The 11,901-nt window shown below is 73.4% G+C and carries 16 protein-coding genes and 1 tRNA gene; 7 read left to right on the top strand and 10 right to left on the bottom strand.

Translation table 11 applies throughout. The features are described from left to right. Positions 1-116 precede the first annotated feature (116 nt). Positions 117-335 carry a DUF6458 family protein gene (locus BM223_RS13055; RefSeq protein ID WP_038678841.1) on the top strand — a complete coding sequence of 73 codons (219 nt, stop codon included), beginning with the start codon at positions 117-119 and terminating at the stop codon, positions 333-335. Positions 336-356: 21 nt separating this feature from the next. Then, positions 357-494, top strand: a complete 138-nt coding sequence (locus BM223_RS28990) for a hypothetical protein (protein ID WP_158510198.1) — start codon at positions 357-359, stop codon at positions 492-494. Positions 495-554: 60 nt separating this feature from the next. Here BM223_RS28990 and BM223_RS13050 read toward each other — a convergent pair. Next, positions 555-640: transfer RNA gene (locus BM223_RS13050), tRNA-Leu, on the bottom strand. 172 nt (positions 641-812) lie between these two features. Between BM223_RS13050 and BM223_RS13045 the strand changes: the two genes are divergently transcribed. Both BM223_RS13045 and BM223_RS13040 read left to right on the top strand, forming a co-directional pair. Next, entirely contained in the window at positions 813-1,088 is a 276-nt protein-coding gene (locus BM223_RS13045) for a Fe-S cluster assembly protein HesB (protein ID WP_038678840.1), read from the top strand. 44 nt (positions 1,089-1,132) lie between these two features. Beyond that, entirely contained in the window at positions 1,133-1,726 is a 594-nt protein-coding gene (locus tag BM223_RS13040; protein WP_038678838.1) for a LysR family transcriptional regulator substrate-binding protein, read from the top strand. A 21-nt stretch (positions 1,727-1,747) separates the two neighbouring features. Here the strand turns inward: BM223_RS13040 and BM223_RS13035 are convergent, their stop codons facing one another. Beyond that, positions 1,748-2,314: a nucleosidase gene (locus BM223_RS13035; RefSeq protein WP_038678836.1), complete on the bottom strand. Its 567-nt coding sequence runs from the start codon at positions 2,312-2,314 to the stop codon at positions 1,748-1,750. Positions 2,315-2,351: 37 nt separating this feature from the next. On the opposite strand from BM223_RS13035, the gene BM223_RS13030 reads away from it, so the two are divergent. Beyond that, positions 2,352-3,350: a galactokinase gene (locus BM223_RS13030; RefSeq protein ID WP_038678834.1), complete on the top strand. Its 999-nt coding sequence runs from the start codon at positions 2,352-2,354 to the stop codon at positions 3,348-3,350. Here the strand turns inward: BM223_RS13030 and BM223_RS13025 are convergent. Genes BM223_RS13025 through BM223_RS13010 form a run of 4 tightly spaced genes read right to left on the bottom strand, consistent with a single transcriptional unit; the run spans position 3,347 to position 7,057 of the window. Further along, the gene (locus tag BM223_RS13025; protein ID WP_052138594.1) at positions 3,347-3,916 is read right to left on the bottom strand and encodes a hypothetical protein; all 570 of its coding nucleotides are present in this window, start codon (positions 3,914-3,916) and stop codon (positions 3,347-3,349) included. The genes BM223_RS13030 and BM223_RS13025 overlap by 4 nt on opposite strands. Further along, on the bottom strand, positions 3,909-4,418 hold the full coding sequence (locus BM223_RS13020) for an RNA polymerase sigma factor (RefSeq protein WP_052138591.1): 510 nt from the start codon (positions 4,416-4,418) through the stop codon (positions 3,909-3,911). The genes BM223_RS13025 and BM223_RS13020 overlap by 8 nt, the downstream gene beginning before the upstream one ends. 54 nt (positions 4,419-4,472) lie before the next feature. Next, positions 4,473-5,693 carry an acyl-CoA dehydrogenase family protein gene (locus tag BM223_RS13015; RefSeq protein WP_038678830.1) on the bottom strand — a complete coding sequence of 407 codons (1,221 nt, stop codon included), beginning with the start codon at positions 5,691-5,693 and terminating at the stop codon, positions 4,473-4,475. Then, the gene (locus tag BM223_RS13010) at positions 5,693-7,057 is read right to left on the bottom strand and encodes an acyl-CoA dehydrogenase family protein (RefSeq protein ID WP_082003646.1); all 1,365 of its coding nucleotides are present in this window, start codon (positions 7,055-7,057) and stop codon (positions 5,693-5,695) included. The genes BM223_RS13015 and BM223_RS13010 overlap by 1 nt, the downstream gene beginning before the upstream one ends. Positions 7,058-7,142: 85 nt before the next feature. Between BM223_RS13010 and def the strand changes: the two genes are divergently transcribed. Further along, positions 7,143-7,727, top strand: coding sequence for a peptide deformylase (gene def / locus BM223_RS13005; RefSeq protein ID WP_038678828.1), 585 nt, complete (start codon positions 7,143-7,145; stop codon positions 7,725-7,727). 26 nt (positions 7,728-7,753) lie between these two features. After that, a complete protein-coding gene (locus BM223_RS13000; RefSeq protein ID WP_038678826.1) occupies positions 7,754-8,671 on the top strand; it encodes an alpha/beta hydrolase in 918 nt (305 codons plus the stop codon). A gap of 4 nt (positions 8,672-8,675) precedes the next feature. Here the strand turns inward: BM223_RS13000 and BM223_RS12995 are convergent, their stop codons facing one another. From BM223_RS12995 to BM223_RS12980, 4 genes are all read right to left on the bottom strand, one after another. Beyond that, positions 8,676-9,167: a carboxymuconolactone decarboxylase family protein gene (locus tag BM223_RS12995; protein WP_038678825.1), complete on the bottom strand. Its 492-nt coding sequence runs from the start codon at positions 9,165-9,167 to the stop codon at positions 8,676-8,678. A gap of 2 nt (positions 9,168-9,169) precedes the next feature. Further along, positions 9,170-10,291, bottom strand: a complete 1,122-nt coding sequence (locus BM223_RS12990; RefSeq protein WP_038678823.1) for an NAD(P)H-dependent amine dehydrogenase family protein — start codon at positions 10,289-10,291, stop codon at positions 9,170-9,172. 68 nt (positions 10,292-10,359) lie between these two features. After that, positions 10,360-11,121, bottom strand: a complete 762-nt coding sequence (locus BM223_RS12985) for an MGMT family protein (protein ID WP_052138586.1) — start codon at positions 11,119-11,121, stop codon at positions 10,360-10,362. Then, positions 11,097-11,900, bottom strand: a complete 804-nt coding sequence (locus BM223_RS12980; RefSeq protein WP_038678821.1) for a TrmH family RNA methyltransferase — start codon at positions 11,898-11,900, stop codon at positions 11,097-11,099. Before BM223_RS12980 ends, BM223_RS12985 begins: the two co-directional genes overlap by 25 nt. Position 11,901: the final 1 nt, after the last annotated feature.

Genomic DNA, 11,901 nt, shown 5'->3' with positions numbered 1-11,901 from the left:
TCCCCACGTGTGCCTAGGCAGTACCTCCCGCACCACGAGGCAGACGGGACGCCGCCCGGCACGCGCCGATGGGCCCGCACCCGTATGGCCTGGGGTTTCGGGGGCACCGTTCCCGCATGTACATCGGACTGGGAATCGTGTTGCTCGTCCTGGGGCTGATCCTCGCCCTCGACGTGATCACCGTCGACCTCGACTTCGTCAACGACGGCGCCCTCGGGACCATCCTGATCGTGGCCGGGGTGCTGGCCATCGTCCTCTCGCTGCTCTACGCGCCGCCGTGGCGCCGCGGGCCCCGGGAGACCGTCGTCCACCACCGCGACGACCCGCGCATCTAGCCGCATCCGCGACCAGGTGCCATGACCAGCGTCCCGCTCGCGCCGCTGGCGCCCGGCGTCCACGAGCACGACTGGCACCTGGCCAGCGTCGAGAACGAGCCGGGCGGCGCCGTGCGCGAGTTCGTCTGCGGCGCGTGCCCGGCGGTGACCTACCGGTAGCGCAGCCCGAAATGACAGAAGGAACCCCGGGTCTTCCCGGGGTTCCTTCTGTGTCTTCGGTGTCCGAGGGGGGACTTGAACCCCCACGCCCTAATACGGGCACTAGCACCTCAAGCTAGCGCGTCTGCCAATTCCGCCACCCGGACGAGTGCGGGTGAAACCGTAGCAAAGGCTGGCCCGAGATGCCGCATCGGCACCCCCTTCCGGCGTCCGGCCGGGCTCGTCGCGGTGGCCGGCGCGCGGCCCGGCGCCCTTGATCGAGTCCGTCCCACCTGCAACGGTGGGAAAGGTCTCTGACCTCAACCGAGAAGGCAAGCCATGCTCACCCTGACTGAGAACGCATGCACGATCGTCAAGCAGATGACCGACATCCCGGACGCCCCGGACACCGCGGGCCTGCGCATCACGCAGGTCGAGACGGGGTTCGCCGTCGCCGCCACGGAGCAACCGGTGGCGGGTGACCAGGTGGTCGAGCAGGACGGCGCGACCGTCTACCTCGACGCCGGGGCCGCGGAGAAGCTGGACGAGATGACGCTCGACGCGGGCGTCGACGAACAGGGCTCCCTGCAGTTCGGGCTGCTCGCCCAGGCCTAGCCGCCGAAGCCACGGTCGGGCGTCGCTTCTGGGATCGTGGGGGCATGGAAGAGCTGCGTGTCGCCTTCGTCCCCGGAGTGACGCCCGACAAGTGGGCCCGGGTGTGGCGGGAGCGTCATCCCCGGCTGCCGCTGCGGCTGCTCCCCGTCGAGGAGGAGGCCGGCCGCGGCGTGCTCGACGACGGCACCGCCGACCTCCTGCTGGGCCGGCTGCCGATCGACCTCGAGGCACCCGCTCCGCTCCACTGCGTCCGCCTGTACGACGAGCAGCCGGTCGTCGTCGCCGGCCGCGAGCACTTCGTCGCGGCCGCCGACACCGATGCACCGCTCGACCTCGCCGAGCTCGCCGGCGAGCAGCTCGTGCTCCCCCACCCGTCCGGGTGGACGCCGGACGCCGAGCAGCTGCCGTTCCCGCCGATGACGGTCAAGGACGCCATCGAGGTCGCCGCCTCCGGCAGCGGCGTCGTGATCGTCCCGATGTCGCTGGCCCGCCTGCACCACCGCAAGGACGTCGTCACCCGCCCGGTCGACCTGCCGCCGACGACGGTCGCCCTGCTGTGGCTCCGCGACGCCGACAGCCCCGTCCACCAGGACTTCGTGGGCGTCGTTCGCGGCCGGCGGGCGTCGAGCAGCCGCTGAGGCGACGCTGTCCGCCGTCGCTCAGCCCAGGTGGGTCGCCGCCCACTCCCCCAGCACCCGCGCGCTGCGGTCGACCAGTGCCACCCACTCCATCGCGCCCTCGTCGGCGTTGTCGGAGACGTGCTTGATCATCCGCAGCGGGACGCCGAGCTCCTGGGCGACGTACGCGACGGCGTACCCCTCCATGTCGACGAGCTGCGCCTGCTCGGCGAGCCGTGCCCGGACCGCCGCGTCGTTGACGAAGACGTCGCCGGAGGCGAGCACCGTGGGGCTGTCGCCGATCACCAGCCGGTCGCGCGGGTCGTAGCCCAGCGCCCGGATGGCGTCGCCGTTGATGTCGTGGTTGAGCACCGTGCCGATCTCGTAGAGCCCGGGCTCGCCGTCGAGACCGTCGAGCCCGTCGTGCAGCGCGCCGGCGGTGCCGAGGTTGACGACCACCAGGTCGTCGAGGTCCGTACGACGGGCGAGGTGCCGGGTGAGCGCGGTCGCGGCGGCGGTCTTGCCGATGCCGGTGACGACGACGTCGATCCCGGCCGGGACGTAGGCCACCTCGGACCGGGCGGCGGCGACGATCAAGGGACGAGGCACGGCGCCACGCTAGCGGCCCGTCGGGGAGGATGAGCGGGTGACCTCAGCGACCGCCACGGCACCCGGCCGGGTGAACCTGATCGGCGAGCACACCGACTACAACGGCGGGCGCTGCCTGCCGTTCGCGATCCCGCTCGCGACCACCGCGACGGTGACGGTCCGCGACGAGCCCGGACTGGTGGTCGAGAGCAGCGCCGACGCCGACGGGTCCGGGACCGAGTACGTCGCCGGCGTCGTGTGGGCGCTGCGCGAGGCGGGCTGGGACGTCCCCGGCCTCGACGTCGCCGTCACCACGGACCTGCCCCTCGGCGGCGGCCTGTCCAGCTCGGCGGCGCTCGAGTGCGCGGTCGCCGTCGCGGTCGCCGGTCTGCTCGGGCGACCCCTGGACCGGTCCGGTCGCCGGTCGATCGCGGAGGCGTGCCGCCGTGCCGAGACCGAGCACGTCGGCGCCCCCACGGGCGGCATGGACCAGCTCGCCAGCATGCTCGGCACCGCCGATGGCGCGCTGCTGCTCGACTTCGCCGATCCCGCGCGCCCGCGCGTGCGCGACGTCCCCCTCCCCCTGGCCGCCGCCGGCCTGACCGTCCTCGTCACCGACACCGGCGTGCGCCACGTGCTCGCGGACGGCGACGGCGGCTACGCCCAGCGCCGCCGCGAGTGCGCGGCGGGCGACCCGCGCCGGCTCCGCCACGTGACGACCGAGGACGCCCGCGTCGGAGCGGCCGTCGAGGCGATCGAGGCCCGCGACTGGGGCACGCTGGGCGTCCTCATGACGGCGTCCCACACGTCGTTGCGCGAGGACTTCGAGGTCTCCGTCCCCGAGCTCGACACCGCCGTCGACGCCGCGCTGGCCGCGGGCGCGCTCGGCGCCCGGCTGACCGGCGGCGGCTTCGGCGGGTGCACCATCGCGCTGGTCGCGGAGGCCACCGCGCCCGCGATCGCGACGGCGGTCGACGACGCCTACGCGGCCGCCGGCTGGCCCGCGCCCACGCACCGCACCGTCCGGCCGGCCGCGGGCGCACGGCTGCTGAGCTAGCGAGCTCGACGAGCCGGGCCCCGGCCCTCACGTCGCGACCACCACCAGGCGCCGAGGAGCAGCAGGCCGAGCACCCCCTCGACCGTGTGCAGCGCGGCGCCGGCCGCGAACTCGCTGAACTCGCCGACCCCGTGGAGCCCGAGGCCCAGCGCGAGCGGCGTGCACGTCAGGACCGCCACCCCGCCCCAGGCACGGCGTACGGCGGCCGCGGCCGCGCACACCGCGGCCGCGATCGTCGCCAGCGCGCCCTCGAGCAGGGCGTGCGGCGCGAACGGCTCATCGACGTGGCGGGCGATCCAGTCGCCGGCCATCAGGCTCCCGCCGGCCTGCACCACGAAGGCCGCCGCCAGGGCCAGCGCCGCGACGGCGACCAGCCGGTGCGGCCGGTCGGCGTGACGGGTCACCGCGCGGTCGACCCGCGCGGCCAGCCGGGCCGGCGGGGTGGGCCGCGCCGCCCCGGCCAGCCAGAGCAGCACGGAGTCGGACGCCGGGTCGCCGCGCCCGCCCAGCACCGCGTCGATGCCGGCCTCGGTCCGTGCCTCGGGCTCGTGCTCGCGCTCACTCATCGGCGAGCACCTCCCGCAGCCGCCCGACCGCGCGGTGCACGAGCATCCGCGCCGCGCTGGGGGTGACGTCGAGGAGGGCGCCGATCTCGGCCGACGTGAGCTCGCTGCCGAACCGCAGCGCGACCGCCTCCCGCTCCCGCGGGGTGAGGTGACCGAGCCGGCGGCGTACCTCGTCGGCGCCGAGGCGGCGCAGCACCTCGCCCTCGGGGTCGTCGTCCGCGGTCCCGCCCGCGAGGCTCGGCGCCGCGGGGTCGGTCGGCAGCTCGCGTCCCGCCCGGCGCCACCAGTCCGCGACGGTGTACCGCGCGATCCCGGTCAGCCAGGCGCCGACCGACCCGCGGGCGGGATCGTAGCCCGGCCACGCGCGGATCGCCCGCTCGAACACCTGGCTCGTGACGTCCTCCGCATCGCTGTCCGCGGGCACGCGCAGGCGCACGTAGCGCCACACGGGCGCTACGTGCGCGGCGTACACCTCGGCGAACCCGCCGGTTCCTGGTTGCATCCCGACCTTCTTCGCACGGGATCGCCGAGGTGTCACGCGTCGTCGCGGATCAGCTCACTTGAGCTCGGCGCTGGAGAGCCCGAGCACGCGGCGCGCCACGATCAGCTGCTGGATCTGCTGGGTGCCCTCGAAGATGTCGAGGATCTTGGAGTCGCGCGCCCACTTCTCGAGCAGCTCCTCCTCGCTGTAGCCGATCGACGCGCACAGCTCGACGCACGAGAGCGTGACGTCGGAGCCCACGCGGCCGGCCTTCGCCTTGGCCATCGAGGCCTCGAGCGAGTTGGGCTTGCGGTTGTCCGCCATCCACGCGGCCTGGAGGGTGAGCAGGCGCCCCGCCTCCCAGTCGGCCTCGAGCTGGAGGAACTTCGCGGCCGCGGCGCTCTGCAGCAGGGCCGGGCGGTCGTAGTCGACCTCGATGCCCGCCTCCTTGAGCAGGTCACGGGTCAGGTCGAGCGAGGCCCGGGCGCAGCCGACGGCCATCGCGGCCACCAGCGGGCGGGTGTTGTCGAACGTCGCCATCGCGCCGGCGAAGCCCTGCTCGACGTTGATCTCCGGCGACCCGAGGAGGTTCTCCTTGGGCACGCGGGCGTCGGTGAACGTGATCACCGCCGTGTCGGAGGCGCGGATGCCGAGCTTCTCCTCGAGCCGCTCGACCTTGACGCCGGGCGTGTCCTTCTCGACCACGAACGACTTGATCGCCGCCCGGCCGAGGGACTTGTCGAGGGTCGCCCAGACCACGATGCAGTCGGAGCGCTCGCCCGAGGTGACGAAGATCTTCTCGCCGTTGATGACGTACTCGTCGCCGTCGAGGACGGCGGTCGTGGAGATCGCGGCCGAGTCGGAGCCGAACGACGGCTCGGTGATCGCCATCGACGCCCAGCGGCCCTTGAACCGCTCGAGCTGCTCGTCGTTGGCGACCGAGGCGATCGCCGAGTTGCCGAGGCCCTGGCGGGGCATCGAGAGCAGCAGGCCGGTGTCGCCCCAGCACATCTCGGCGACCGAGGTCACCGAGGCGAGGTTGGCGCCGTTCTTGACCGCGTTCTTCTTGTCGCCGTCGTCGGCGTCGCGCCGGACGCCGGTCGCGCCGGCCCCCTCGCTCGCGCCGGACTCGGAGAGCCCGTCGATCATTGCCGCGAGCATGTCGAGCTCCTTGGGGTACTCGTGCTCGGCGATGTCGTACTTGCGGGAGATCGGTCGCAGCATGTTCATCGCGACCTGGTGGGCCTGGTCGACCAGGGCCCGGTGCTTCTTCGGGACTTCGAGGTTGATCGCCATCAGACGAGCACCGTTCCTTCCATGATGCCGATGGCACGCAGGTCGCGGTACCACCGCTCGACCGGGTGCTCCTTGACGAAGCCGTGGCCACCGAGCAGCTGGACGCCGTCGAGGCCGATCTGCATGCCCTTGTCGGTGCACGCCTTGCGGGCCAGTGCGACCTCGCGCGAGAAGTCCTTGCCCGCGGCGGCCCGGGCGGCGGCGCGGTAGGTCAGCAGCCGCATGCCCTGCAGCTCGATCGCGATGTTGGCCACCATGAAGGCGACCGACTGGCGGTTGGCGATCGGCTCGCCGAACGCCTCGCGCTCCTTGACGTAGGGGGTCACGTAGTCGAGCACGGCCTGGCCGGTGCCGACGGCGAGCGCGCACCAGGCGAGGCGGGAGAGCCGCACGCACTCGGTGTAGGTCGACCCGTCGGTCTCGCCGAGGACGGCGTCGGCCGGGACCTTGACGTCGTCGAGCACGAGCTTGGTCAGCGACGCGGCGCGCACGCCCATCGCCGGGTCGCCCTCGATCGAGAGACCCTCGGTGGAGGACTCGACGAGGAACAGGACCGGCTTGCCGTCGAGCTGGGCGCCCACCACGAAGAGCTCGGCGTGGTCGCCGCGGGCGACGAGGCTCTTGGTGCCGTTGAGCACGTAGCCGTCACCGGACTTGCGTGCCGTGGTCGACGGGCTCAGCACGTCGAACAGGACCGCGGGCTCGCTCAGCGCGAGCGCCGCAGCGGGCACCTCGTCGCCGGTGAACGCCGGCAGGTAGGTCTGCTGCTGCGCATCGGTGCCCCACAGACCGATGGCGGTGGCGACCGAGCCGGGAGCGAGCGTGGCGACGGCCAGGCCCATGTCGCCCTTGGCGAGCGCCTCGGCGACGAGCGTGCCGGCCATCGCCGAGCGCTCCTCGGAGACGCCGCCGAGGGACTCGGGCACGCCCAGGATCGGCAGCCCGATCTCGAGGCTGGACTTGAGCAGCGCCTCGGGCGCGGCGCACTGCTTGTCGGCCTCGAAGGCGGCCGGGCGGACGACCTCGTCGGCGAACTCGGTGACGACGTCGACGAGCATCTGCTCGTCCTCACCCGGGGTGAGGTCGAAGACGCCGCTCGACGCGGCGGCCGTCGGCCGGGTCCCCGGCTGACCCTTCTGGCCGGCCTTGGCGAACGTCCGGCTGGCGTTGGTCATCGTCTTGAACCCGGTCCGGGTGACGGAGAAGACGGCCTGCTCCGTCGGCTTGCGGAGGCGGACCTTGTCGAGGAGGTCGGTCTGGGCGAGCCGGTTGAGGCCGGCGACGAGGTAGCCGATGGGATCGCGGCTCTCGTTGCTCGGAACCCCGTGCTTGCCGCCCGGCTTGAGGTTGCTGATCAAGGACATGCGGTAACTGTAACCGTGAGTTACACACCGCGCTACAGGTAGCCCGGATCGGCGCGGTGTGATCCTCGCCAATACGATGCCCGCCATGGAGGACCAGACCCCGCTCGCGCCGTACGGACCCCTGCCCCGGGGCGGCACGGTGCGCCCGATGACCCGCTGGGGAACGCCGGTCATGCACCGCGCGCAGGAGCGGGTCACCGTCTTCGACGACGCGCTGCGTGCCCTGGCCGCCGACATGGTCGCCACGATGTACGCCGCCGAGGGCGTCGGGCTCGCCGCCTGCCAGATCGGCGAGGACGTCGCGATGTTCGTCTTCGACTGCCCCGATGCGAGCGACCAGCGCGTCGTCGGCGTGGTGTGCAACCCGAGCCTCGTGCTGCCCGAGGGCCGCGACCGGCGTCTCGACGACAGCCCCGAGGGCTGCCTGTCCTTCCCGGGCGCCTTCGTCGACTGCGCCCGCCCCGACTACGCCGTCGTCGAGGGGGTCGGGCTCGACGGCCGCCCGGTCCGGTTCGAGGGCGACGGCCTGCTCGCCAAGTGCCTCCAGCACGAGACCGACCACACCGTCGGCACCGTCTTCGGCGACCGGCTCTCGGCCAAGGCCATGAAGAAGCTGCGCAAGCAGCACGACGCCGCGGTCGACGACTACCCCGCGGACTGGCCCACCTGAGCCCCGTCGTGGGCTAGCGTCGGCGCATGCCCGTCGACCCGTCCCTGGCCGGCCTCCTCGAGGCCATCGAAGCCGGTACCCCCCTGTCCGCGCTCTCCCCCACCGACGCGCGCGCGGTCTTCCGCGCCCTGACGGTCGACGGCCGCGCGCCCGACACCCTCGCGCCGGTGGGCTCGATCACCGACGACCAGGTCGCCGGCGGCGCCGGTTCGCTCGCCGCGCGGGTCTACCGCCCCGAGGGCACCGGGCCGTTCCCGACCGTCGTCCTGCTCCACGGCGGCGGCTGGGTGGTCGGCGACCTCGACACCCACGCCGCGATGGCGCGGTCGATCTGCGCCGGTGCCGGCGCGGTCGTCGTCGCGGTCGACTACCGGCTGGGTCCCGAGGCCCGCTTCCCCGCGGCGGCCGACGACGCGATCGCCGCGGTGCGCGACGTCCAGGCGCGCCTCGCCGACTACGGCGGCAGCGACGTCCTCGCGGTGGCCGGCGACTCGGCGGGCGGCAACCTGTCCGCGGTCGCGGCCCAGCAGGTGCCGGGCATCGCCGCCCAGCTGCTCGTCTACCCGGCGACCGACGTGCTGGGCGACTACGCCTCGCGCAAGGAGAACGCCACGGGCTACTTCCTCGACGAGCCGACCATGGTGTGGTTCGTCGGCAACTACGTCACCGACGACACCGACCTGATGGACCCTCGCATCTCGCCGCTGCACGGCACGCTCGCCGGCCAGCCGCCGGCCGTCGTCGTCACCGCGGAGTTCGACCCGCTGCGCGACGAGGGCGTGGCCTACGCCGACGCCCTCGCCGCGGCCGGCGTCCCCGTCGAGCAGAAGACCTACCCGGGCCTCATCCACGGCTTCTTCGACATGGGCCCCTGGTCGCCCGCGTGCCAGGCGGCCGTCGACGAGACGATCGCCCGGTTCGCGGCGCTGCTGCGCTCGGCCTGAGCGCTCAGCCCTGGCCCGCGTGGCTCGGCAGGACGCACGCGGCGTCCAGCCCGAGCACGCGGTTGAGGCGCCCGAACGCGATCCACGAGCCCAGGCACATCGACAGCTCGGCGATCTCGCGATCGGTGTAGTGCGTGCGCATCCGCTGCCAGAACCCGTCGTCGATGCCGTGGTGGTCGAGCGCGTAGCGCTCGGCGTACTCGGCGGCCAGGCGGGTGCGCTCGTCGAAGTCCGGCGTCGTGCGCCACTCCTGGACGGCGGCGTCGAAGGTGTCCTCGACCTTCTGGCCGTCCCGCTCGGTCCGCCAGTCCTGGCAGAAGATGCAGCCGTTGATCTGCGCGATCCGCAGCCGCGCCGCCTCGAACTCGCGCAGCCCCAGCGTGCTGTGCTCGTAGATGCTCATCGCGAACGCGGACGCCGCCGGGCCGATGCCGGGGACCAGCTCGCCCCAGACGTAGAGGATCGGGTCCTTGCCCTCGGGGATCTCGATGAACATGCTCACGCCTCCCCGGTCGTGCCGGCGGCGCGCAGGTAGGCGGACGGCTGCAGCGGGACGTCCAGGCCGTCGTACAGGCCGGGGGTGGCGGTGCGCAGCCACGGGATGGCGTTGACCAGGCGGTTGGCCGCCGTGGCGTTGCCGCCGGCGGCGCGGTTGCCGCCCTCGTCGGTCGCCTCGACGTTGATCTCGATCCGCGGCCGCCCCTCGACGATCACCCGGTGCGCCCCGTCGCCGCCGTCGGCCGGCATCGGCCAGTCGGTCGCGCACCCGGCACTGATCCGGGTGACGTGCTCGATGACGATCCTCGGCTCGCCGCCGACGATGCCCTGGACCTCGAAGCGCAGCGCACCCTGCGTCCCCGCCTCGAACTCCCCCAGCGCCGTCGTCACCGTCTCGTCGAGCTCGCGCCGCTCCAGCGTCTCGCGCAGCTCGTCGATCTCGACCCCGAGCGCCCGCGCGATCAGCCGCACCTGACCGCCCCACACCATCGACGGGATCCCGGCCGCCACCATCGGCGGCTCGTAGTCCATCGGCTGGCCCATCCCGACGATGTAGCGGACCGAGTCCTCGGCGTCGTAGGTCGAGTAGTCGAAGATCTCCTGGCACCGCACCTGCTCCACCTCGGACGCCAGCCCGCTCACCAGCACCGGCAGCAGGTCGTTGCCCCACCCCGGGTCGATCCCGCTGACGAACAGCGCGCTCCCACCCTCGGCGCACGCCTTGGTCAGCGGATCGGTCATCTCGGCCGGCGCGCTGCGGTGGTCGTAGAGCGCGTAGACCGACGGCGTCACCACCACCGCTCCCCCCGCCAGCGCCCGCGTGATGTCGACGACCGCCTCGTCCGGGCGCAGCTCGCCCGACGCGGCGTACGCGACCGCACCTCCGCCGTCGAGCGTCGCGAGGGCCGCCGCGACGTCCGTCGTCGCCAGGACACCGGTGGTGCGGCCCAGGTCCGCGAGGTCGCCCGCGTCCTTGCCCGCCTTCGCCTCGTCGCTGACGATGACCGCGCTCAGGGTCAGGCCGGGGTGGGCAGCGACCGCGCGGATCGACGCGCGGCCCATGTTGCCGGTGCCCCAGACCACGACGGGGACAGATGAGTAGAACGTGTTCTCGTTCGCCATGCAGGGAGCGTAGGCGGGCGGGGCGGGGTGCGGTAGTGCGACAGCGTGTCTTTTTTGGTGATCGCTCGTCAGTGGGTGTCGTCGGGCGTGCGGTGCTCGGCGAACCTCCGGGCCCGGCCGGGCGTGAGGCCAGGGACCTCACGGCCGTGCAGGGCGTCGACAGCCACCGCCACGGCCGCGCTCGGCGCCGTACCGAGCCGGGTGACCCGGCCGGCCTCGTCGACGCCGATGTAGCCGAGCTCGAAGAGGGCGTCGCACCCGAGCACGCACGCCGGGAACACGGCCTCCGGGTCACGTCGCTGCGCTTCGTCCACCCGGTGGCGCGGGACGATGTGCGCGGCGACGAGGAGCTCGACGGGCAGGACCCGACCGCACAGGAAGCACGCCGCGTCCGTCGCGTCGCCGAGCAGCTGTCTCCGGAGCCGCCGCTGCTCGCGGCGGACCGGGGTCATCCTGAGGAGGTCCGTCGGGTCGGGTTCCCGATCGGCGACCGCAACCAGCTCAGCGACACTGATCTGCTGGCTCGGGTCGGCGAGCCCGTCCCGGAACCGGATGCCGTCGTCGGCCAGCGCCTCCAACTGGGTCCGCCGGTCGGTTGGGTGGTTCCGCACGAAGTCGGACGACAGCCTCCCCTGCCCGTGGAGCACGCGCCACACGTGCTCGCACTCCGTGCAGGCCTTGAAGTGGCTTCCCAGGCCCTGACCCGCCGTGCCCACGGCGCTGGCGAGGTCGGCGTAGCGCACCCAGCGGCCGACCGGGACGGCGTCAAGGAGGTCGTGGAGCCGATCGACGTCGAACGCCGGCATCAGCGCCGCGCCGTCACGTAGCACGCGACCGCCGTCGCCGCCGCCACGTTGAGCGAGTCGATGCCCGCGGCCATGGGGATGATCGCGCGGCGGTCGGCGGTCTGCTCCCAGCGCTCCGAGAGCCCGTGCCCCTCCGAGCCGAGCACGAGGGCGACCTTGTCGAGTCCGGCCACCGCCTCGTCCACCGGGACGGCGTCCGGGGCGAGCGTGAGCGCCACGGTGGTGAACCCGCGCGAGGTGAGGTCGGGCAGGGCGTCGTACCAGTCGGGCAGGCGGGTCCAGGGCAGGGAGAAGACGGCGCCCATGGCGACCTTGATGGCGCGGCGGTAGAGGGGGTCGGCGCAGCGCGGGGCCAGGAGGACGGCGTCGAAGCCGAGCGCCGCGCCCGAGCGGAGGATGGCGCCGACGTTGGTGTGGTCGACGATGTCCTCGAGCACGAGGACCGAGCGGGCGCCGTCCAGGACGTCGTCGACGGTGGGCAGCGGACGCCGCTCCAGCGAGGCGAGGGCCCCGCGGTGGACGTGGAAGCCGGTGACCTCCTCGGCCAGCGCCTCCGAGACGACGTAGCAGGGCGCCGGCGACAGCGCGAGGACGTCGGCGAGCCCGTCGAGCCAGCGCGGCGCCATCAGGAACGAGCGCGCCGGGTAGCCGCCGAGGATCGCCCGGCGCACGACCTTCTCGCCCTCGGCGAGGAAGAGGCCGTGCTCGGCCTCCAGGTGCTTGCGCAGCTCGACGTCGCGCAGGTCGCGGTAGTCCGCGAGCCGCGGGTCGTCGGCAGTGGCGATCTCGACGAACTCGGCCACG

The organism is Pimelobacter simplex (genome assembly GCF_900114845.1).
Taxonomy (GTDB): Bacteria; Actinomycetota; Actinomycetes; order Propionibacteriales; family Nocardioidaceae; genus Nocardioides; species Nocardioides simplex.
This window is presented reverse-complemented; position numbering and strand designations above follow the sequence as displayed.

Excerpts from the sequence above, each read along its gene's own strand:
- BM223_RS13045 (WP_038678840.1), top strand. The coding sequence starts at position 813 with ATGCTCACCCTGACTGAGAACGCATGCACGATCGTCAAGCAGATGACC.
- BM223_RS13010 (WP_082003646.1), bottom strand. The coding sequence starts at position 7,057 with ATGTCCTTGATCAGCAACCTCAAGCCGGGCGGCAAGCACGGGGTTCCG.
- BM223_RS13020 (WP_052138591.1), bottom strand. The coding sequence starts at position 4,418 with ATGCAACCAGGAACCGGCGGGTTCGCCGAGGTGTACGCCGCGCACGTA.
- BM223_RS13000 (WP_038678826.1), top strand. The coding sequence starts at position 7,754 with ATGCCCGTCGACCCGTCCCTGGCCGGCCTCCTCGAGGCCATCGAAGCC.
- BM223_RS12990 (WP_038678823.1), bottom strand. The coding sequence starts at position 10,291 with ATGGCGAACGAGAACACGTTCTACTCATCTGTCCCCGTCGTGGTCTGG.
- BM223_RS12995 (WP_038678825.1), bottom strand. The coding sequence starts at position 9,167 with ATGTTCATCGAGATCCCCGAGGGCAAGGACCCGATCCTCTACGTCTGG.
- BM223_RS28990 (WP_158510198.1), top strand. The coding sequence starts at position 357 with ATGACCAGCGTCCCGCTCGCGCCGCTGGCGCCCGGCGTCCACGAGCAC.
- BM223_RS13040 (WP_038678838.1), top strand. The coding sequence starts at position 1,133 with ATGGAAGAGCTGCGTGTCGCCTTCGTCCCCGGAGTGACGCCCGACAAG.
- BM223_RS13015 (WP_038678830.1), bottom strand. The coding sequence starts at position 5,693 with ATGGCGATCAACCTCGAAGTCCCGAAGAAGCACCGGGCCCTGGTCGAC.
- def (WP_038678828.1), top strand. The coding sequence starts at position 7,143 with ATGGAGGACCAGACCCCGCTCGCGCCGTACGGACCCCTGCCCCGGGGC.
- BM223_RS13055 (WP_038678841.1), top strand. The coding sequence starts at position 117 with ATGTACATCGGACTGGGAATCGTGTTGCTCGTCCTGGGGCTGATCCTC.
- BM223_RS13025 (WP_052138594.1), bottom strand. The coding sequence starts at position 3,916 with ATGAGTGAGCGCGAGCACGAGCCCGAGGCACGGACCGAGGCCGGCATC.